We start from the raw sequence: 19,133 nt of genomic DNA on the forward strand, positions 1-19,133 counted from the left end.
CTTACTCCCCCTTCACTTGTTTGAGCGCATCGACGAATGTTTCCCATTCTAGGTTGTCACAAACAACCTTATTTTCCAATCCCCATTCTTCATCGATTGTCAAACGTACTTCGTTCGATTCAGGGTGACGTATGATTCGAAGATTCCCAATTTGAATCGAATCAAGAGCAATATCAAATGTATGACTCGGTAACCCGACCCACTTGACCCGATTCGAACGTAACACGACATACCATTCATTATCGTGATGAATCGAGAACGTCCAGCTTCGAAGAGACACTGTTTGATCCGTTTGTTTGGACTGCTTCAACATTCGAAATCCTTCGCCCATCAGTTGTAAATATGATTTTCGTTCACTCATATTTGATTTCTCCCCTTTTTTCTATTATCTTCGTTGTGGATAGGATTCTGCAACCTAAAAAGTTTTTTAAAAAAGGGTTTGCAAATAGAATCTGATATGCTATTATATCAAAGTAACGTTAAGACGTAACGCGGGTGTAGTTTAATGGTAAAACCTCAGCCTTCCAAGCTGATGACGAGGGTTCGATTCCCTTCACCCGCTCCATATTTTTTCTTCATGCGGGTGTAGTTTAATGGTAAAACCTCAGCCTTCCAAGCTGATGACGAGAGTTCGATTCTCTTCACCCGCTCCAATATCGACATATACGCGAGAACCTCTCGCACACATACAATGCACGGTTGAGACCTTGCAAAAGCAGAAAGTCTTCTGACTTTCTGCTTTTTTGTTGTTCCATTGATTGTTTTGGGGAAAAGAGTGAATGACTCTAATCAGATGAGGAGGAACTCTTTTGATTCAAGCGAAACTTCAATCATTCACGATTTATGAAAGTGCATTGATGCGAACGACATCCACCTTGATCGATACACCAGACGCCATTCTTTTGATTGACCCCACGTGGCTTCCTGAGGAAATTGCCACGATTCGTCGAGATATCGAGCTAAGACGCGATGATCGCCCACTTTACGTCATCTTCACCCATCATCATTTCGACCATATTATTGGGGCTTATGGTTTTAAGGATGCGACAACGATTGCCTCACAGGCATTTGTAGATGCCGACTCGTCCGATCAGCTCGATGAGATTCGCGAGTTCTATGAACAGCACTACATCGATCGCCCGATTCAAAAGCCTGATATCGATATCGTGGTCCAATCGAATCAGACACTTCTACTTGGATCGTTACCCGTTACGTTCATCTCGACACCGGGTCATGATGCAACTCACCTATCTGTTCTAATCGAGCCGATGCACCTACTCGTATGCGGAGATTACGGTTCGAATATCGAGCCACCTTTTATCGAGCATGATCCGACCGCATATCTCGAAACATTACAAACGTTGCAAACCCTCATTTATGAACATGAAGTTCGATGGTTCGTGCCTGGACATGGTGACCTATGCGACAATCGTAGCCAAATGATTGAACGTTTGAGTGCGGCAGAAGAATACATCTTAGCACTTCCCGAAGAGCGCCACTGGTCTCCTATGTGGCCAGAACATTCTTTTTTCGACCGTGTCCATGAACGTAATCGAAAAATGGTGGAACAAAAAGAGACCGATCGCCGGTCTCGTCAACAAGACTATTAAAAAATCGCAACGTCTCCCCAAGACGTTGCGATTTCCCCCTATGTAGACCTATTTCTTTGTGACGCGTTCTGAGCGGACCGTGAACATACGGTCAACCCCATAGATCGTTACTCCCGTCAGAGCGAGTAACCCAATCATTGCAGAAGAAAACATGACCATCCCCCCATTGTTCACAGTTTCGTCATAATCACCCCGTGCTTTCATTATAGAAGACCATTTTAAAAAAAGAAAGCGTTTTCTTCAAACTTCCTTCACATTTATCAAATTTATCCTCTTGTGTTTCTTGGAATAACTTCCCTTATCCGATTGGACAGACACTCGTAAAAATGTGTAGCTTTTGTGGAATGTGGGAATACATGATGTAAGGATAAAAAGAGACAGAAGCTGCTCGTCGAGGAGGAAGAGGCATGATTAAGTACGGTACATTGGTGCGAATCGAGGGAAAATATGCCGTATTGAGATGGAATAACGGCTCAAGTTTCATTCCTAGACGATTCTTACCTTCCGAAGCACGTGTTGGTGATACAATCATTCGAGACAATCATCATTATTATCTTGAAGAAGATATGACCCCAAATTTTGATGCATTGATCAAGCAACACTATAAAAGCTGAACGATCTGCCCTCCCATTAAGGGCAGATCGTTCAGCTTTTTTGAAATATCACATTGACGTCTTTTCAATCTGTTGCTGAATCCACGCTTCGTCGACGGGACCTGTCTGCTTCGCCACAATGACTCCTTGTTCATCTAACACGTACGTTGTCGGTAGCGCGACGACACGATACTGTTGCTCTACGACCGCTTCTTCATCTAACAAGATTGGAAAATCAACCGGGTACTCCTGTAAAAAAGCCTCGACGTCCGCTTTTCCTCGTCGTTCATTTTTGGTGACATTCACACCGAGAACCGGAATGCCTGTCGCTTCTTCAAACGAAACCAGTTCAGGGAACTCATCTCGACAAGGCGGGCACCAAGAAGCCCAAAAATTAATGACTACCGGCTGTCCTTGGAACTGTGAAAGGGTCAGACTCTCCCCCTCTAGCGTATTCAAGGTGAATTCCGGAGCTTGTTGCCCCACTTCGAGCCCTCCTAATACCGATTCATTTTGGACGATTGGAACCGCCTCTTCTTTCTTTTGTGTCATCATATATTCTTCGTAGCCCTTGTAGGCAAGCCCAGCAATCAATAGAAGGATGAGCGTTCCGATTACGATTCTTTGTAAGCGCATCATTTACCCCTTGTTTGTTTTACTTAAGATTTCTACACTTAACTTATCACAAACCGTAAAGGAGCGTATGTATTGTGCAACTTCAAAACAAGAATGTTCAGATTACGTTAAAAGCACAGGGTGCTGAGATGACTAGTTGGAAAGTAGCCGAAACGGAATACTTATGGCAAGGTGATCCGACGTATTGGGGACGACAAGCCCCTATTCTTTTCCCGATTGTCGGGCGATTATTGGATGATCAATATGTATATGAAGGCAACACGTATACGATGAGTCAACACGGCTTTGCTCGTGATGCGATTTTCGACATCGAATCATCGACTGAAACTTCCGTTCGTTTCACCTTGAGAGATACGCCTGAATCACGTCAACATTACCCTTTCCCGTTTACTCTGAACGTATCGTATCAACTTGTAGGAGAAGAAGTCATTGTCACCTATCGTGTCCATAACCCGGGTGAAACCATGTTACCGTTCAGTATCGGTGGGCACCCCGCATTCAACATCCCTTTCAAGGGTGGTGCGTTCGAGGACTATACGATCGACTTCGGAGAAGTACGTACACTTGACCGCTATCTATTAGAGGGACCGTATTTGACAGGGGCCTATCAACCACTAGGTGATCGGCAATACATCCCGCTTACCCATTCCCTATTTGACGACGATGCATTGATTTTCGAAAATGTGGAGTACGCCGCACTACGTCATCAGCCGTCAGGCACGGCAATCGTGATGGAAAGCCCTTCATTTACTCACTTTGGCATTTGGTCACCACCCCATAAGGATGCTCCATTCGTTTGTCTTGAACCATGGTTCGGTCACGCAGATTATAAAGGACACCGAAAAGATTTTCTACACAAAGAAGGAGTTCAACTCCTTGCCCCAGACGAGACGTTCGAAGCAAGCTACACCTTATACATCGAAAAATAAAAGCAATCCGACAGTCATGTCGGATTGCTTGTTTTCGTTAAAAACGATCTTCTTGTTCCGCCTCATATTCTGATGGCGGTTTTTTCATGATGATGGCCAGAACGATATAAATCAGAAGCCCTGGACCACCTAATAGTGCCATTGCCACAAACAGAACACGCATGATTGTGACGTCCACTCCTAAATAGTTCCCGAGCCCCGAACAGACTCCGGCAATCATTTTATTATTCTGATCTTTATACAATTTTCGTTCCATGTCATCTTCTCCTCAACTCGTTATGATCGTTGTGGTCGGCGTAACGTCGTTCTACCTCCGTTCGCCACTTCTCCACGGCCTTCAAAATCAAGCGCTTCATTAATCGGCGTACTACCCGACTTGATTTCGATTCGGCGACCGTATAGTCCACGGTTGTCAAGAGATGCAGAGATGACAGTCGCGACATCTGTCTCGGAAATCGTCGCACCGTCCGCATCGTTCAAGTCTTCAGATGCTTCGATGGAACCTTTACTCGGTTCATCGACAATGGTCACTGGGCAAATGATCGTATAGTTCAAACCGCTATGTTCGATGTATTCGTCGGCGGCATTGTTGGCTGACAGAAAGTTAAAGAGTTCCTTTGGTGCGGCATTCGGTTGGTCCGCGCCATATGCACTGAGCAAGACGACGTGACGTACTCGTTCTTTTTTAGCAGCATCAATCGCGTTCATCGCGACGTTTCGGTCGAGCAGTTCAATTTCGGTACTCGATCCGTCTGCGCCAGCAGTCGCCGCAATGATGACTGCATCTTGTCCACTTGTCGCCTCATGAACTTTTTTCTCAAGTTCTTTCTCGACATCAACCGTCAATACGCGCGCACCCATTTTCTCGTACTCTGCTTGTAGTTCAGGATAACGAATTAAAGCGGTCACTTGATGGGTCTTCGCTAGACTTTTCAATACACGTTTCCCGATCTTTCCTGTTGCTCCAATGACTAATACTTTCATTCAAATTTCCCTCCTCAAAAGAGTAGTTCATTTGTTTAAAATTCCTCTTTCAAGTCAGAATCAAACCCTTTTCTTAAAATTATCTGACCGTGCCCCACATCGATAAATCGAGGGCGTCCCGAATGGATTGCACACTCTCTTCTAACGGTTCGTAGTAATAGACATTGTTGATATAGGCATCTTGTCCTTCAACTTGCATCTTATTCACGTCTGGGTTCGAGATCATCGTCAGACCGACAGATGCCATTTGTAAGACATTCATCTCAAGACCCATTTCCTCTTTCATGAAACGATACGTTGCCGGAATCTTCGTCCAACCCGAAGGACTAGCCAATTTTTCTGCGACGGCTGTCATAACTTCGGTTTGACGATTCGAACGGGCACCGTCCGTATCCGACTTACGGTGTCTCGCATAGGCAAGTGCCATGTCTCCATCCATTGCGTAAGAGACACCTTCTGTATACTCATACGTCTGGTTAAACCCTTTCTCACTAAACGAGTGTGTTGCCGTCACATTGACACCACCAATCAAATCAATCAATTCCATGAACGACTCAAATGTGATCACGACTTGTCCGTCAACCGACGCATCGGTCAGTCCTTCAACAGCACCTACCGTACACGTTGCACCACCATAAGCGAACGCATGGGTGATTTTATCGCCATCCCGGTCTGGCTCACATGGAATGGCCGTATACGTATCGCGTGGAATCGACACGTTTTGAACAGTACGTGAACGAGGGACAAATTCCATCAATTGTAGAGAATCTGTGCGGGACCCCGAGAGGGATCCCCCCACCCGTGCGTCACTTCCCATAATGAGGAACGTGAACGGAGAAGTCGCGACATACCCTCCGACAAGCAACATGAGAATGAGAAGAAGGGCCACTTTCCCTTTCCATTTACGCTTTCGTTTATTTGTTGGTTTTGCTGATTGCTCGACTTCACGTTTTGATGGTTTTGACGGATTGGACGGTCTCGATTGCTGCGCAGCATGGTTTGACTTCGGTCGAGACGTTTTGCGCTTTGGTTTTGAGAATGACAGCATTCGAGGCATCCGTTTTCGCCGGTTTTTCGATGTTCCCTCGGTTGACTTCGACGCTTCTGACGATTTCTCGTTCAAGAAAGGATGCTCCGACTGAGACGTCGTCCTTTCTTGATGTCGATTCGGTTCCGATACTTCATTTATATTCTGTAGCTCGTCCGTTGATTGCTCATGATTCAAACGAGACGCTTCGAGTTCTTGTTGTTCGAGTTCGCGCTTTCTACGTTCTACACGCGATAAACGTTGATCATCTTTCATATTTTCAATCCTCAACTTTATCAATTTTTCTCTATTATCCCGAACCCGCATTGATCTGACAACGTTTCTAAGGAAAATCCGTCTTAAGCATGAGACCATATGATTGTTTCAGATGAAATCCGGGAAAGGAATATTAATTGGTGTCTGCCCAAATCAGAGATGCATACAATAAGTATGAATGAAAGGAGGAGAGCTGATGCGCATCGGAAAATTACGCATGCTGTTGGAGCAATATGGTGAGGCGACGTTACGTGATTTATTGGTCGAGATGTATCGTCATACTCCAAAAGATGTGATTGATGATCAAGACTTTGATTTTATGATCAGCCAGTTCACACGCTATAAAGAAAAAAAACATTCGGAAGAGCGTCATTCGCTCTCACAAACGATTACGTTAGCTGAACGTTTTGTCGATTCAGCATATGAACATTTATATATTCGTCCCAATCAAGTCATGTCCGACCGTGATCAAAAAAATTGGTATATCCACGCCAAAAAAATCATCCGTGATTTAGCCCACTATGCCGAAGAATATACTGAGGCACGCACGATGTATGAAGAGATGTTTTATCTTCTATCAACGTCAGCCGGAGAAGAACCTCTCTTTTCAACGAGCGACCCGTTTCGCCTATTGAAAATCTCACAAGTCACGATGCTCCAAAAACTCATCCACTACTACCAACTAGACGCACCCATTGATACCGTCTGGATTGACCGCGCTTTATATACTGCCCTCCACGTGCCAAAAGACGTGGATTCCACACGAATCGACTTACTATCAACCTTGCCGATTGAACACAGCCAAGCCAACACGAGAAAGATTCTTCACGCACGCATTCTCAAACTGTGTGAGCGGATGTTGGAAAAATCCCAGACAGAAGATACCGCACTTGAAAACTATCAAGCTCTTAAAATGTTAGAGCTCCGCCTCCTCGTCGCCGAAGGTAACTTACAAGAAGCCGAACAGAAGCTATTTTCAGAGTATATCCCTTTCTTTTCACATCGTTCCGAACCGTTCCGTGTCTACGTCGATTTCTTAGAGAGCCATGGCCATACGGATGAAACAAAACGATTAAAACGATTAGCAAAAGAAAAACGTATTCGATTTTAGATAGACAAAAAAGGGAGTCAATCGATGACATCGGTTGACTCCAATACATGATATGAACGAGGGGTGTTCATTTGAAAAGGAGGACAGAAAGTTGGTGCAGAACTTCCTTCCTACACATATAAGTATAAAGCAACGTTTGTAACCGTTACCAAACGACTTATTGCGTTTTTGTGAACGTTTTCACGTTATTCGATCGTGTTCATGATTCCTAAACCAACGACAGATAATAACACGATTAATACGAAGACATACACCATCTCATTGGGTGATTGAAATCCTTCGTGAATCTCTACCTCTTCTTCGACAATGATGTTCTCGTGAATCACTACCGGTTCTGTTTCGGCCATAACCGTCGTGGGCGCACCAATCATGAACAACATAGATACGAGAATCAGTTGATAAATATATTTCATCATAAACTCCTAATTGATTGGTTTCATTGTGATTAAGTATATCATGTCTTCGACGCACGTCACGTCTGACATTTGACGAAACTCACAGATCTATCAGCGTAACTAATCAGTTTTTCTGAATCGGATGCTTACAATCTATTTAATTTCATGTTTTTATGAAAGTTGTTGATTATTTTCATCAATCAGGTTTCATGAGAATGCCATACAATTTTAAGTAAGATAGCGCTTACAATTTAATTGTACTTATTAACTCATTCAGAAAGAAGGATTCTCCTTGAAACGAGCGCTACGCTTTGTAGAATGTAGGCAATTAGCTATGCAGGAACGCATCTCCATTCAGTCGTTATACCCCTTATCAAAGACACCCCCGCTCCTTTCCTTACCTCCTCATCAGCACGTGTACATCGCTTTAAACAAAAATAATCCATTAGCTGCTTTTGTTGCGAATGACGAGCATTTAGAAGCGTTTCAAATCATTCAACTCTCAAAGGTCTCATATATTGATCGTCATGTGTTTCGCGGGTTGCTTGACCGAATCATGTATGAACGAAGTCGAGAAACCACACACCCGATTACGTACTATCTTCAGGAAGAGGACTATCATAATCAAGATAAGCTTCGAATATATGAGACAACTGGGTTTCAAGTATTCCATCACACGAATACGTATCACTTGCCATTCATTCCTTGTGAGAAAGCATCGCATACGTACTGGACCCTCGAATTGATAGACTATTCACGAAGAGCGGATTGGCTCACTTTTCGTAATGCGCATTGTCATGTCTTGCCGGGCGCCATCCCGATGACGCATGAACAATTCGCACATGCAACTCGGCAACAAACACTGTTCTACACATTAAACTGGTGTCACCAACCAATCGGAATCATGAAAGTACGACTACATATGTATCACGTGTGCGTCCAAGAAATTCAATTAGATTGTGACGAGTCTATGTTGCAGGATGCCCTTTCCTTTCTTCAACAAAAATTTTACGATGCATTCAGATATATCGACGAGGCTCGTATTTCTACGACTAACCTGCAATCTGACTTGAATTTTGCACTTCGAAAGCAAGGTGCTCAAGTGTCGTCAGGCGGGATATATATGCTTACACAACAAGTGCTACCTGCTCCACTCTATTGATCAATAAAAAAGACGTCGATTGTATCAACTCGTTCTCACACGAAAAAGTTGTTCATTCGACGTCTTTTATTCTGCAGCAGTTGTCGACTCCATCGCCAAAGGCGGCATTTCCTTAAACAGTTCTGTCCGGAGTCCCGTGTCTCTCAAATCGAGCGATTCAATCCGATCAAATTTGATTTGGCGATCTACGACACTGAACCAATACGTGATGTTCGGTTCATCCTTGAAACGAATCGCATAATTCGATCCATTCAAATGAAAATCGACCTCGGTAGACAGCAACTCTGTCGGACCAATCTGTTTATGGGTGGTTAACCGTTCGAGCACAACTTGCTCTTCATTGATGCGATAATCGACAAACGTCGCAAGCGAGAGTCCAAACACAAATGATACTAGGGCGAACATGCCCACCAATCCCATTGTGATTTTTCCGTTCATTTCGCTGTCCCTCCCTCTCTTATTATATCGGATATGGTCGAAACGTTGTGAAGTGACATTTTGTTCAACTTTAGGCAAACTGAAGATTGAGGAGGAATGTTTATGCAAATCGATCATACTGGAATCGCCGTCCGTGATTTAGACGAAGCAATCACATTTTATACAACTGTGCTTGGTGGAGAACTGATTGACCGTTATACGAATACAGCCATTGGGGTGGAAACCGAGCTAGCTGTCATTCACATCGGTGAAGATGTCATCGAATTGTTGCGACCAACAAGTAATACGAGTCCGATTGCGCGTTTCATGAAAGCACGAGGAAAAGGCGTCCATCACATCGCATATCGTGTAGAAGATTTAGACATCGCCATCGCTACACACAAACAAAATGGCATCACTTTTTTAGAAGATACACTACGTACGACCGCAAAAGGTCGACGTTTGATCTATATGGACCCACGTCATTCAGGTGGTGTCATCACCGAGCTTTGTGATTATCCTACGCAAAAGCAGTAAGAGACGTCTCTCTTACTGCTTCAATAAAGTATCTTCTATGATTTGACGGTTCTTTTCTTTTAGACGTTCGTTATGAGAAGAGACCATTGCCGTAGCGGTCGCATTCGGGTCAATATACGTTTTGGCCCGATTCACCGCATTCGCCGCATCTTGGAATGCCCCTGCAATCAAATGGACCTTTCCTTCATGCGTCAGAATGTCACCTGCAGCATATAATCCCGGAACGGACGATTCACTCCCCGCGTTCCCTTTCACATAAAATCCATTGACCATTTCTACGTTTAATTCACTGTTTCGAAGAAGTTCTGCATCTTGTTCGTACCCATGATTGATGACGACCTCATCGACATCGACCACACTCGTTTCTCCCGTGTCAATCTGTGTTAACAGCACTTGCTGAATCGATTGCCCATCATGAGAAATCAAGTCCGTGACTTTTGACTGGGGGCAACAATCGACTCGGCTTTCTTTAATCTTCTCGACTTGCGCTTCATGACCTCCGAGCTCTTCTTTTCGGTAAACCAAAATGACTTGCTCCGCAATCGGCTCGAGCGCATTGGCCCAATCAACGGCACTATTTCCGCCACCTGAAATCAAGACCCGCTTCCCTTTGAATCGTTCTATTGACTTGACCGTATAATGAAGGTTTGACAATTCAAATCGCTCTGCACCGCTGATTTCGACCTTGTGTGGTTTCAAAATACCGCTCCCGGTTGCGACGATCACCGTTTTGGATACGTGATGACCATTCGACGTGTCGATCCCGAATAATCCATCCTGGCGTTTTGAAATCGACTCCACTTTCTCCCCTAGGATGACTGTCGGCGAAAAGGTGAGGCCTTGTTGGACGAGTTGATCGATCAGATTTGCTCCCGTCGTCGGAAGGAGCCCCCCTACATCCCACACCATTTTTTCTGGATAAACGTGCAGCTTTCCACCTAGTTGAGGTTGAAATTCGATTATTTTTGTTTTCATGCCTCGTAATCCACTATAAAAAGCAGCATATAACCCTGCCGGACCCCCACCGATAATCGTCACGTCGAATTGTTCTTCGCCCATCGTCGTATCCTTCCCTTCTATGTAGATGATCTATTCACCTTAAAAATGATAATCATTCTCATTAGATGATAACCCGTTTCTTTGTCTTTTACAAACTTTTTCCCAACACTATTCGCCTTTGGTTTTTCTTCATCGAAGGTCGGGTAAGGAAAGATGAATCAAAAGGAAGGATGTGCGCTATGGAGTGGATGGATCTTGCATTGATCATCGTGTCCTGTTTTTGGCTTGTGGAGACATGGAAATTTCGTAATCGAAAAGAGGCAACGGACGGTTCCGTCGAGCGAAAAAGCTTTTATTTCGTAGCGTCGACGATGATTGTCATGTTCTCTTTGTCTATCATCTATTCAATCTTTGTTGAGGCGCGTCCATCAATGGCTCAACGCATACTTGCTCTTTCGTTTTACATAGCGGGTGTATCATTACGGTATTGGGGAATTTTCCACCTTCGTCATCAATTCACCCGACACGTTGTCGTTCGTCCTCAAGACGAGCTCGTCAGCTCTGGCCCCTATCGTTTCTTACGGCATCCCTTATACACAGGTTTACTATTCATTACGTTAGGGTTCTCATTGTATTTTCTTCATTGGGCAGTCGCTTTGATCGGTACCGCTCTTACGGCTCTTGCGTTACTATATCGGATTCGGATTGAGGAAGGGATGCTGACCCGTCACTTCGGTCAATCGTATGTATCATGGTCAAAGTCACGCAAACGATTATTTCCGTTTATCTATTAAAAAGGAGTCCGGTGATCCCGGACTCCTTGCTGTTTTATACGGAGTAACGACTGAGCAATCGGACGACAACAATCCCTGCGATGAACGCGATGACACTGAGTGCCCACATGAGACCTGTGGCCGGCACTCCTGGAAATACGACAGCGAGCGAACCCACTACCAATCCGATGATGACCGAAAACGTCATTCCTGGGAAATTCGCCAACAAATAGCGAATCACTTTACTACTAACAATAAAGCCGACCGCAACGCCTGCCCCAACAATTCCGATAATGAGCAAATTGAAGTTCGAGATGGCGCTGATGACTGTCGGGTAGACCCCAATCAGCAACAACACGAATGATCCGCTGATTCCAGGAAGTAACATTGCCATACTTCCTAACCACCCAGACAAGAACAAGAGGAGCGCTGTCCCAAAGGTAACGTCCGTAATGATAGACGAATCAACCGGATTGAGAAACGCCATGCTCGCTACGAGTACCGTTGCTACAATCATGGCAATCACATGGATAGGACGAATCGATGCACGTGACTTAAACTCTACAAAAAGTAACGGAATGATCCCTAAAATCAATCCGATAAAGAAGAATTGTGTCGGCGCATAATATTCGAGCAACAAATACTCGATAATTCGACTTAAGGCGATGATGGCTGTTCCCATCCCAATCGCTAGCGGGATTAAGAAACCAATATACTTTTTCCAATATCGGCTGAATACACCGCTGATTGCTTCAATCAATTGATCATAGATGCCCAAAATAACTGCGATGGTACCTCCACTTACACCAGGAATCAAATCACTCGTTCCCATGGCCATTCCCCGCCAAATATTCTTCCACTCCATAATGTATCTCCTTTACATATATCTTTCCTCAAGCACTTAGTATAGTCGAGAACGAGCGTTTGCGCATCCGCTTTTAGACCGAGAAAGGAGTCGAGCGTGTCTCTTTTTTCATATAGTCAAAACGAGATCCCGAAATCATCATTTCCTTTTCTTTGTGGAATCCGAGTCGCGTATACAAACGATGAGCCGCTTGATTGTCTTGATCCACGTTCAAGGTGACGGCCGGGACACCACGTTCTGCCGCGACAGTACAGATCTGTTCAATCAACTTCGTTCCGATACCACGGCCACCATACGCCTCTAGTACAGCGAGTGAATCGATGTATTGAACGAACCCCTCCGTCTCAACATCTAATTCCACTTTGCTCCCATGCGCTTTTAACCATTCCCGAATCGGGCGATCTAATGCTTCCGCCTCGTCCCCTCGATACGAAATGATCATTCCCGCCACTTCCCCTTCTACATCGGCGACCCATATATTTTCGTGGCTTAAACGATTCTTCGGTTTTTCCACCCACATCGCCAATCGCTCTAATACTTCATCGGTATTCGTTGACCCCGTCAACGTATACGCGATGTCATGAATCGCCTGATACATGAGCGGTGCGATTTGTGTACAATCTTGCTTCGTTGCTTGTCGAATATTCATCATTGATCCCTCCATCACCTAGTCTAGCATAGGCAAACACCTCGATTGTTTGTCCACGCCCGTTTTGTGGCATGATATAGAGAGAAAGGGGCGAAATAAAATGAAAGCAATCATTACTGGAATGAACGGCACGGTAGCACCGGTTGTTGCCGAAGCATTACAGCGTCATGGCATTGAGGGGATTGCATGGAATCGTGAGCAAGTGTCCACGACAGACGAGCAGGAGATGCGACAATTCATTGAAAGCATCCGCCCGGACTATTTTTTACATATCGGTATGGGACCGGTTGAATGGGCCGAGACGCTCGCTCGTTTATGTGGGGAGATGAAGATTCCGTTCTTGTTCACGAGTACAGTGTCGATTTTTTCAGATGATGTGACTGGACCGATTTCACCGGACACGGCGCCAGATGCTGAAGATGACTACGGAAAGTATAAACGTGACTGCGAACGAGCCATCGTTCGTGTCAACCCGGGTGCTCAGATTGTTCGTCTTGGATGGCAGATTGGGGATGAAGCCGGATCGAACAATATGATGGACTATTTTACGAACGAGATGAAACAACGAGGGGTCATACAAGCGAGTGAGCATTGGTATCCATCTTGCTCATTTTTACCGGATACAGCAGAAGCTTTATTTGAAATCTTGACGAAACGCGGGTCCGGTATCTATCAGCTAAACGGGAATGCGAACTATTCGCTTTATGACATTGCCGTCGGACTAAAAGAGCTTCATGACGCCGATTGGCAGATTGAATGCACGGATGAACCGAAACGGGATAACCGAATGATTGACCCGTCCGTCCCAATCCGTCCGATTTCAAAGCGTCTCAATTTACAAACGAAATAAACCGCACTCCATACTAAACGCCTACTCCATCAAGAGTAGGCGTTTGCTTATTCGATTCATTTTACATCAGTCAAACGCAGTTTACTTTTTGGTAGACTCGGCATATCAACGAAACTATAACTCAAGTCTTGAGGAGGAACGGTATACGAGAACTCCTTCGTAAACAACTCAATGACTTGTTCTAGAATCGCAATCGTCACATGCTCCCCTGCACAACGATGTCCAAAATCCACGTCTCCTCCTCCTTGCGGGATAAAATTGAACGGACTCTCCTTCCAGTCCATAAAGCGAGCGGGATTAAATTGATCAGGTTCTACCCAAATCGAGGAGTCGTGGTTCGTTCCGTAAAGATCAAGGAGCGTCAGCGTTCCTTCCGTAAACGTATATCCGTCCCATTCAAAATCGGTTTTGACTCGAGCTGCCGCAACAGGAAAGAACGGATAGAAACGTCTCACTTCTTGGACAAAGGCCTTTTTCGACACCTGTCCTTGCTTTACTTGTTCTCTTTCTTTAGGGAATTGATAAAGCGCTAGAACCGTAAAAAGGACATAGACCGAGATGGCAACAGTCGGTCGTATAATGTTTAACACTTCGACAGCCACTACTTCTTCAGGCAACAACTCACCAGATTCATCTCGATGCCACGCGAACTCATAAAGTGCCGTCTGTTTATTCGGTAATAATCGATTTGACCGTACTTCTTTGACCATCTGTCGAATCCACGCCTCGGCCGAACTTCTTGCCTTCCGCCCTTGCAAATAAGTTGGACCTAACGAAGTACCCGATTCAAATAACAATCTCATTTCATCGGTCCGCTTCGCTACTTCATCTCGCGCAAGTGGAACTCCCGCCCACTCACAGACGGCTTTCATCAATACCTGTTGTGCCTCGTCATATAAAACGATTTCTTCTCCAGCATGTCGGATTTTTTTCCATTCACGGTCCGTCAATCGAAGCAGACGATCGATGTTTTCCTTCGTCATCAATGACATGAACATACGTTTTCGGTGCGTATGTGCCGTTCCATTCAATGTTTGCACCCCATCTTCCCCGAATAGGGTTTTGAGAAGACGTTTCGGCGCGGCATCCTGACGTGTAAATTTGTCCGCATCATAGAACAAGGCAGCAGCGTCCTCTCCTCCGAGACAAATCACGCGTTCTCCGAGCAAACGCGTTTCAAAAATATTCGACTGAAAACTTTTACGTCGATTCGCCACAAACAAATATCCTTCCCGTAGAAAATCGACACTATGGTCGAGCCCTTCTTGCTTTGGAATGACTTTCCCCATCCTACTCACCCTTTCTCTTTTTTCGAACTATAAAGGATGTTCCCCCGTTGTTAGCGAACAAACCTAATATCGAAAGGAGCGAGTGACATGCTACCGTTCTTACTGACATTACGCCGGATTGTCCGCGGAATTTGGCGCGGTCTCCGCGACCCCGAGTTTCAAGTGTTATTTAGCCTTGCCTTTCTTACCGTTCTGTCCGGTACGCTTTTTTACACACGGTTCGAGGCGATGCGTTGGTTGGACGCACTTTACTTCAGCGTCATCACATTGACGACCATCGGATATGGTGACTTCGCCCCACAGACAGATATCGGCAAAATTTTTACAATCGGATATGTGTTAACGGGGGTCGGCATTATGGTCGGTTTCATTACAAAAGTATTTGACCACTTACAAAAAGCACGACTCGATGAATTAGAAGCGAAACAAAAGACGCCACCCTCTGATTCATGAGGATGGCGTCAATGCGTTTAGGATACTTTTCGATTCTCAATTTCAAGCTGTTGATTGAATCGTTTCGTTTCGGCAATGACAACGCCCGACAAGAACAAGAGACCAATCAAGTTCGGAATGGCCATCAAACCGTTGAAGACATCGGATAGCGCCCATACCAAATTCAAGTTTGTCGTCATGGCACCGAGTCCAGCGACGAGCACGAAGGCAATCCGATACGGAAGAATCGACTTTTGCCCAAACAAGTAATGGATGGACCGTTCGCCGTAATACGACCAACCGAGAACGGTCGAGTAAGCGAATAGGACGAGACCGATCGTGACAATGTAGCCACCTGCCGGACCGAGGAACAGTTCGAATGTGGCTGAAGTCAATTCGACTCCTTCTAGTCCTGTCCCGATTTGACCACCCATGACGAGTGTCAACCCTGTCACCGAACAGACGACAAGCGTGTCCAAGAAGACTTGTGTCATCGAGACGAGCGCTTGACGACCCGGCATATCTGTTTTCGCTGCCGCTGCAGCAATCGGAGCGGAACCGAGACCTGCCTCGTTCGAGAAGACACCACGCGCGACACCATATCGAATGGCCGCTCCGATGGCTCCCCCACCGATTGCTTCCGCACTGAACGTACTGCTAAAGATGAGTGCGAACGCATCTGGAATAAGCGAGTAGTTCATAATCATGATCAAGAGACCGCTACCTAAGTAGAAGGCAATCATGACCGGGACGAAGTAGCTGACCACTTTCCCGATCGAACGTACGCCTCCAAGGATGACCGCGCCTGTAAAAATCATGATGAGAATTCCTGATATGTAGAGTGGTACATCGAATGTCGTTTTGAGCGCGAGCGCGACAGAGTTCGTCTGGACCCCATTTCCAATCCCGAACGCCGCAATCGAGGCAAATGCCGCAAACGCTACGGCTAACCAACGTTGATTCAATCCTCGTTCCAGATAATACATCGGTCCACCAGCCATCTGACCGCGTTCATCGGTGACCCGATACTTAACAGCTAGAACGGCCTCCGCATATTTCGTTGCCATCCCAAAGAATCCGGACACCCACATCCATACGATGGCTCCTGGTCCTCCTAATACAACTGCTGTCGACACCCCGACGATATTCCCCGTACCGACGGTCGCCGCAAGCGCGGTCATGAGCGCCTGGAAGTGACTGATATCCCCTTTTGAGGATTGATCCTGATTTTTTGAAAACGCCAACTTCAATGCATACGGTAATTTGGTAATTTGAATACCACCTAGACGCACCGTCAAGTAAATGCCTGTCCCCACAAGCAAAATTAAAAGCGGTGGTCCCCATACAAAATTGGATGCCGTACTCACCCATTCACTAAATGATTGCCCCATACAAAGTATCCCCTTTCCCCGAAAAATAGTGTACATCCCTATTTTTTCAGAATACTTAGAACAATGCAAAAGTATTGTGCTAAAACAACTGTTCGAAACGTACTTCTGTATACAAACAGCGAGACGAACTTAATCGTCTCGCTGTGATTCAGGCTTCTCTCGTTGTAAAGGCGCTTTCCAATCAAATGTATCCGGGACGTAATCGAGCCCACCTGGGTGAAACGGTTGGCAACGGATCAGTCGGCGAGCGGTTAAATAACTCCCTTTGACGGCCCCGTGTTTTTCAATCGCTTCGATCCCATAATGCGAACAGCTCGGATAAAATCGGCATGTCGGCGGCTTTAATGGTGAAATAAAACGTTGATAACCTTGAATCCCTTTTACTAGTACACGTTTCACACGATTTCGCCTCACTCTTTTGAATTAGTGCCATCATAGCGCGATTTGAAACGTTTGTCATGTGCATCGTTTTATGTATCAAATCCTTTTCCATCTCCTTACAAATGAGCAAGATGGGCGATATTCGAGAGCAGGTTTGTTATGATAGTCAACATAACTATTGACCGAATCGAAAAGAAGAGGTGACGGATGATGAAACAATTACTAATGGTCGGCGCAGGATCTATGAGTGAGGCACTCGTTCGAGGATGGATTGACTCTGGGATCGAACCGACAAACATCACGATGACGAACCGAAGCGACCGGGAACGATTGCTCGCACTACAAGACGAACTCGGCGTACACATCGTTGAAGAAGAAAATGTCAACGACTATGAGATCGTCGTATTAGCGATGCAACCGGACGGTGTCATTCCATACGTGGAGTCGAAAGAGTGGAACACCCCACTTCTTGTATCTGTCGCGGCACACATCGAACCGAGTCAATTAGAAGAAGCTTCAGGGCTTCCTGCCGTATGCGCGATGCCAAACACGCCTGTCGCATATCGGAGCGGGATGACAGGCTTATGGTTCGGTCCTGAAACAGATGAGACCGATCGTACAAAAGCGACTGCCCTCTTTGAACGTGTCGGTCGAACGGCCATCACGGATGCGAAGACGATGTCGGCATTCATGGCAGCCGCAGGTTGTAGCCCGGCTTTCTTCTATGAGATTGTCGGTGCGATGACACCGGTCTTGACCGACGTAGGATACGACGAAGCAACGGCTCGTCAAATTGTCGCCCAGGCGATGAAAGGATCTGCAGAGTTGCTGTCACACGAAACACGCGAGACAAACGAACTCATTGCTGACGTCGCTGCTCCAGGTGGACCGACAGATCGTGGAGTCGGCGTGCTACGCGACCGCAACCTTGCCGATGTAATGTCTTCAGCCTTACGCGAAAGTGCCAAAGAAGATCATGAAACAATTGAGAAACCATAAAAAATGGACGGAAGCCACGCTTCCGTCCATTTTTTTACGTCGTCATCTGTATGACCGATACAATAAGTGCCACGATTAAAATTCCCGGCAATAAGTTGGCCACGCGAATTTTCGTGATCCCGACCAAGTTCAAGCCAATCGCCACGATCATCACACCACCGGTCGCAGTCATTTCTAAAATAAAGCTGTCCATGAGCGACTCCGGAATGAACTTCATGATTTGAATGGCGAGTAGTGCAATCCCACCCTGATACAATAACACCGGAACGGCCGAAAACATGACACCGATGCCGAGCGTCGAACTCAACACGAGGGCTGTAAATCCATCAATCAACCCTTTCGTATACAGGACGTCATGGTCGCCACGTAATCCACTATCGAGCGCCCCAATGATTGCCATCGCGCCGATGACGAAGATGAGCGTTGCCGTAACGAACCCTTCCGCTACACTCGATTGACTTCCAAGACGCCGCTCAAGCCGGTAGCCGATTTCATTCAATACTTCATCTAGCTTCCACCATTCCCCGAGCGCAGACCCGACGACAAGACTTCCGATGACAATCAAAAAGTTTTCACTTTTCATCCCCATTTGAATGCCGAGCAAGATGACCGCAAGCCCGATTGCTGCCGTCACCGTTTCTTTCATACGCTCTGGAATGCGGTGAAATAAGAGACCTAACAATGACCCGATGACGATTAATCCGGCATTGACGAGGGTTCCCGTTAGCACCATGTCGCATTCCCCGTTTCTATATGTATTGAGAGGAATATACCAATTGCTTTCGTGCCGTGTCAATATACAAAAAAAGAGCCACTTCTCGCAAGAAG

The 19,133-nt window shown here is 45.7% G+C and carries 24 protein-coding genes and 2 tRNA genes; 12 read left to right on the forward strand and 14 right to left on the reverse strand.

Going from position 1 to position 19,133, the window contains the following annotated elements; translation table 11 throughout:
* Position 1: 1 nt before the first annotated feature.
* Complete coding sequence (locus KNP62_RS12400; protein ID WP_214696459.1) at positions 2-361, reverse strand: hypothetical protein; 360 nt, start codon at positions 359-361, stop codon at positions 2-4.
* Positions 362-491: 130 nt separating this feature from the next.
* Between KNP62_RS12400 and KNP62_RS12405 the strand changes: the two genes are divergently transcribed.
* From KNP62_RS12405 to KNP62_RS12420, 4 genes are all read left to right on the forward strand, one after another.
* Positions 492-565, forward strand: a tRNA-Gly gene (locus tag KNP62_RS12405).
* Between the two features lie 14 nt (positions 566-579).
* Positions 580-653 (forward strand) — tRNA-Gly (locus KNP62_RS12410).
* A 156-nt stretch (positions 654-809) separates the two neighbouring features.
* A complete protein-coding gene (locus KNP62_RS12415; protein ID WP_214785725.1) occupies positions 810-1,610 on the forward strand; it encodes an MBL fold metallo-hydrolase in 801 nt (266 codons plus the stop codon).
* A 407-nt stretch (positions 1,611-2,017) separates the two neighbouring features.
* Complete coding sequence (locus KNP62_RS12420; protein WP_015880796.1) at positions 2,018-2,224, forward strand: DUF3006 domain-containing protein; 207 nt, start codon at positions 2,018-2,020, stop codon at positions 2,222-2,224.
* A 48-nt stretch (positions 2,225-2,272) separates the two neighbouring features.
* On the opposite strand, the gene KNP62_RS12425 is transcribed toward KNP62_RS12420, so the two are convergent.
* Positions 2,273-2,839 (reverse strand): TlpA family protein disulfide reductase, encoded by a 567-nt coding sequence (locus KNP62_RS12425; RefSeq protein ID WP_224863322.1) that lies wholly within the window; start codon positions 2,837-2,839, stop codon positions 2,273-2,275.
* A gap of 74 nt (positions 2,840-2,913) precedes the next feature.
* On the opposite strand from KNP62_RS12425, the gene KNP62_RS12430 reads away from it, so the two are divergent.
* A complete protein-coding gene (locus KNP62_RS12430) occupies positions 2,914-3,768 on the forward strand; it encodes an aldose 1-epimerase family protein (RefSeq protein WP_214785727.1) in 855 nt (284 codons plus the stop codon).
* 37 nt (positions 3,769-3,805) lie between these two features.
* Here the strand turns inward: KNP62_RS12430 and KNP62_RS12435 are convergent, their stop codons facing one another.
* The 3 genes from KNP62_RS12435 to KNP62_RS12445 form a co-directional block, all read right to left on the reverse strand.
* Entirely contained in the window at positions 3,806-4,024 is a 219-nt protein-coding gene (locus KNP62_RS12435; protein WP_074033027.1) for a PspC domain-containing protein, read from the reverse strand.
* A 20-nt stretch (positions 4,025-4,044) separates the two neighbouring features.
* Positions 4,045-4,752: an SDR family oxidoreductase gene (locus KNP62_RS12440; RefSeq protein ID WP_074033026.1), complete on the reverse strand. Its 708-nt coding sequence runs from the start codon at positions 4,750-4,752 to the stop codon at positions 4,045-4,047.
* Positions 4,753-4,831: 79 nt separating this feature from the next.
* Positions 4,832-6,055 (reverse strand): LCP family protein, encoded by a 1,224-nt coding sequence (locus tag KNP62_RS12445; protein WP_214785728.1) that lies wholly within the window; start codon positions 6,053-6,055, stop codon positions 4,832-4,834.
* Positions 6,056-6,251: 196 nt separating this feature from the next.
* On the opposite strand from KNP62_RS12445, the gene KNP62_RS12450 reads away from it, so the two are divergent.
* On the forward strand, positions 6,252-7,166 hold the full coding sequence (locus KNP62_RS12450) for a hypothetical protein (protein ID WP_074033024.1): 915 nt from the start codon (positions 6,252-6,254) through the stop codon (positions 7,164-7,166).
* 185 nt (positions 7,167-7,351) lie between these two features.
* Here KNP62_RS12450 and KNP62_RS12455 read toward each other — a convergent pair whose 3' ends face one another.
* On the reverse strand, positions 7,352-7,579 hold the full coding sequence (locus KNP62_RS12455) for a hypothetical protein (protein WP_214785729.1): 228 nt from the start codon (positions 7,577-7,579) through the stop codon (positions 7,352-7,354).
* A 274-nt stretch (positions 7,580-7,853) separates the two neighbouring features.
* Here KNP62_RS12455 and KNP62_RS12460 point away from each other — a divergent pair, with 274 nt between their 5' ends.
* Complete coding sequence (locus KNP62_RS12460; protein ID WP_214785730.1) at positions 7,854-8,723, forward strand: hypothetical protein; 870 nt, start codon at positions 7,854-7,856, stop codon at positions 8,721-8,723.
* Between the two features lie 66 nt (positions 8,724-8,789).
* On the opposite strand, the gene KNP62_RS12465 is transcribed toward KNP62_RS12460, so the two are convergent.
* Positions 8,790-9,161, reverse strand: a complete 372-nt coding sequence (locus KNP62_RS12465) for a hypothetical protein (protein WP_074033021.1) — start codon at positions 9,159-9,161, stop codon at positions 8,790-8,792.
* A gap of 102 nt (positions 9,162-9,263) precedes the next feature.
* Between KNP62_RS12465 and KNP62_RS12470 the strand changes: the two genes are divergently transcribed.
* Entirely contained in the window at positions 9,264-9,677 is a 414-nt protein-coding gene (locus KNP62_RS12470) for a VOC family protein (RefSeq protein ID WP_371743058.1), read from the forward strand.
* Positions 9,678-9,689: 12 nt separating this feature from the next.
* Here the strand turns inward: KNP62_RS12470 and KNP62_RS12475 are convergent, their stop codons facing one another.
* Positions 9,690-10,736 (reverse strand): NAD(P)/FAD-dependent oxidoreductase, encoded by a 1,047-nt coding sequence (locus KNP62_RS12475; RefSeq protein ID WP_214785731.1) that lies wholly within the window; start codon positions 10,734-10,736, stop codon positions 9,690-9,692.
* A gap of 179 nt (positions 10,737-10,915) precedes the next feature.
* Here KNP62_RS12475 and KNP62_RS12480 point away from each other — a divergent pair, with 179 nt between their 5' ends.
* Positions 10,916-11,470 (forward strand): methyltransferase family protein, encoded by a 555-nt coding sequence (locus KNP62_RS12480; protein ID WP_214785732.1) that lies wholly within the window; start codon positions 10,916-10,918, stop codon positions 11,468-11,470.
* 34 nt (positions 11,471-11,504) lie between these two features.
* Here the strand turns inward: KNP62_RS12480 and KNP62_RS12485 are convergent, their stop codons facing one another.
* Entirely contained in the window at positions 11,505-12,314 is an 810-nt protein-coding gene (locus KNP62_RS12485) for a DUF368 domain-containing protein (protein WP_074033017.1), read from the reverse strand.
* A 73-nt stretch (positions 12,315-12,387) separates the two neighbouring features.
* A complete protein-coding gene (locus KNP62_RS12490) occupies positions 12,388-12,963 on the reverse strand; it encodes a GNAT family N-acetyltransferase (protein ID WP_214785733.1) in 576 nt (191 codons plus the stop codon).
* Positions 12,964-13,063: 100 nt separating this feature from the next.
* Here KNP62_RS12490 and KNP62_RS12495 point away from each other — a divergent pair, with 100 nt between their 5' ends.
* Positions 13,064-13,813, forward strand: a complete 750-nt coding sequence (locus KNP62_RS12495) for a sugar nucleotide-binding protein (RefSeq protein ID WP_214785734.1) — start codon at positions 13,064-13,066, stop codon at positions 13,811-13,813.
* Positions 13,814-13,869: 56 nt separating this feature from the next.
* On the opposite strand, the gene KNP62_RS12500 is transcribed toward KNP62_RS12495, so the two are convergent.
* Positions 13,870-15,102: a cytochrome P450 gene (locus tag KNP62_RS12500; RefSeq protein WP_214785735.1), complete on the reverse strand. Its 1,233-nt coding sequence runs from the start codon at positions 15,100-15,102 to the stop codon at positions 13,870-13,872.
* An 87-nt stretch (positions 15,103-15,189) separates the two neighbouring features.
* Here KNP62_RS12500 and KNP62_RS12505 point away from each other — a divergent pair, with 87 nt between their 5' ends.
* Positions 15,190-15,555, forward strand: a complete 366-nt coding sequence (locus KNP62_RS12505; RefSeq protein WP_015880779.1) for a potassium channel family protein — start codon at positions 15,190-15,192, stop codon at positions 15,553-15,555.
* Between the two features lie 17 nt (positions 15,556-15,572).
* Here the strand turns inward: KNP62_RS12505 and KNP62_RS12510 are convergent, their stop codons facing one another.
* Together KNP62_RS12510 and yidD are read right to left on the reverse strand one after the other, a co-directional pair.
* Entirely contained in the window at positions 15,573-16,925 is a 1,353-nt protein-coding gene (locus KNP62_RS12510; RefSeq protein WP_214747338.1) for an alanine/glycine:cation symporter family protein, read from the reverse strand.
* A gap of 129 nt (positions 16,926-17,054) precedes the next feature.
* On the reverse strand, positions 17,055-17,324 hold the full coding sequence (gene yidD / locus KNP62_RS12515) for a membrane protein insertion efficiency factor YidD (protein WP_015880777.1): 270 nt from the start codon (positions 17,322-17,324) through the stop codon (positions 17,055-17,057).
* Between the two features lie 192 nt (positions 17,325-17,516).
* On the opposite strand from yidD, the gene KNP62_RS12520 reads away from it, so the two are divergent.
* Positions 17,517-18,305: a pyrroline-5-carboxylate reductase family protein gene (locus KNP62_RS12520; protein WP_251125704.1), complete on the forward strand. Its 789-nt coding sequence runs from the start codon at positions 17,517-17,519 to the stop codon at positions 18,303-18,305.
* 34 nt (positions 18,306-18,339) lie between these two features.
* On the opposite strand, the gene KNP62_RS12525 is transcribed toward KNP62_RS12520, so the two are convergent.
* A complete protein-coding gene (locus KNP62_RS12525; RefSeq protein WP_214785737.1) occupies positions 18,340-19,038 on the reverse strand; it encodes a DUF554 domain-containing protein in 699 nt (232 codons plus the stop codon).
* Between the last annotated feature and the right edge of the window lie 95 nt (positions 19,039-19,133).

The sequence above is a fragment of the Exiguobacterium sp. s183 genome (genome assembly GCF_018617655.1).
Lineage (GTDB): Bacteria > Bacillota > Bacilli > Exiguobacteriales > Exiguobacteriaceae > Exiguobacterium > Exiguobacterium aestuarii_A.

Excerpts from the sequence above, each read along its gene's own strand:
- KNP62_RS12400 (WP_214696459.1), bottom strand. The coding sequence starts at position 361 with ATGAGTGAACGAAAATCATATTTACAACTGATGGGCGAAGGATTTCGA.
- KNP62_RS12420 (WP_015880796.1), top strand. The coding sequence starts at position 2,018 with ATGATTAAGTACGGTACATTGGTGCGAATCGAGGGAAAATATGCCGTA.
- KNP62_RS12425 (WP_224863322.1), bottom strand. The coding sequence starts at position 2,839 with ATGCGCTTACAAAGAATCGTAATCGGAACGCTCATCCTTCTATTGATT.
- KNP62_RS12435 (WP_074033027.1), bottom strand. The coding sequence starts at position 4,024 with ATGGAACGAAAATTGTATAAAGATCAGAATAATAAAATGATTGCCGGA.
- KNP62_RS12440 (WP_074033026.1), bottom strand. The coding sequence starts at position 4,752 with ATGAAAGTATTAGTCATTGGAGCAACAGGAAAGATCGGGAAACGTGTA.
- KNP62_RS12445 (WP_214785728.1), bottom strand. The coding sequence starts at position 6,055 with ATGAAAGATGATCAACGTTTATCGCGTGTAGAACGTAGAAAGCGCGAA.
- KNP62_RS12450 (WP_074033024.1), top strand. The coding sequence starts at position 6,252 with ATGCGCATCGGAAAATTACGCATGCTGTTGGAGCAATATGGTGAGGCG.
- KNP62_RS12455 (WP_214785729.1), bottom strand. The coding sequence starts at position 7,579 with ATGAAATATATTTATCAACTGATTCTCGTATCTATGTTGTTCATGATT.
- KNP62_RS12465 (WP_074033021.1), bottom strand. The coding sequence starts at position 9,161 with ATGAACGGAAAAATCACAATGGGATTGGTGGGCATGTTCGCCCTAGTA.
- KNP62_RS12470 (WP_371743058.1), top strand. The coding sequence starts at position 9,264 with ATGCAAATCGATCATACTGGAATCGCCGTCCGTGATTTAGACGAAGCA.
- KNP62_RS12475 (WP_214785731.1), bottom strand. The coding sequence starts at position 10,736 with ATGGGCGAAGAACAATTCGACGTGACGATTATCGGTGGGGGTCCGGCA.
- KNP62_RS12480 (WP_214785732.1), top strand. The coding sequence starts at position 10,916 with ATGGAGTGGATGGATCTTGCATTGATCATCGTGTCCTGTTTTTGGCTT.
- KNP62_RS12485 (WP_074033017.1), bottom strand. The coding sequence starts at position 12,314 with ATGGAGTGGAAGAATATTTGGCGGGGAATGGCCATGGGAACGAGTGAT.
- KNP62_RS12490 (WP_214785733.1), bottom strand. The coding sequence starts at position 12,963 with ATGAATATTCGACAAGCAACGAAGCAAGATTGTACACAAATCGCACCG.
- KNP62_RS12495 (WP_214785734.1), top strand. The coding sequence starts at position 13,064 with ATGAAAGCAATCATTACTGGAATGAACGGCACGGTAGCACCGGTTGTT.
- KNP62_RS12500 (WP_214785735.1), bottom strand. The coding sequence starts at position 15,102 with ATGGGGAAAGTCATTCCAAAGCAAGAAGGGCTCGACCATAGTGTCGAT.
- KNP62_RS12505 (WP_015880779.1), top strand. The coding sequence starts at position 15,190 with ATGCTACCGTTCTTACTGACATTACGCCGGATTGTCCGCGGAATTTGG.
- KNP62_RS12510 (WP_214747338.1), bottom strand. The coding sequence starts at position 16,925 with ATGGGGCAATCATTTAGTGAATGGGTGAGTACGGCATCCAATTTTGTA.
- KNP62_RS12520 (WP_251125704.1), top strand. The coding sequence starts at position 17,517 with ATGAAACAATTACTAATGGTCGGCGCAGGATCTATGAGTGAGGCACTC.
- KNP62_RS12525 (WP_214785737.1), bottom strand. The coding sequence starts at position 19,038 with ATGGTGCTAACGGGAACCCTCGTCAATGCCGGATTAATCGTCATCGGG.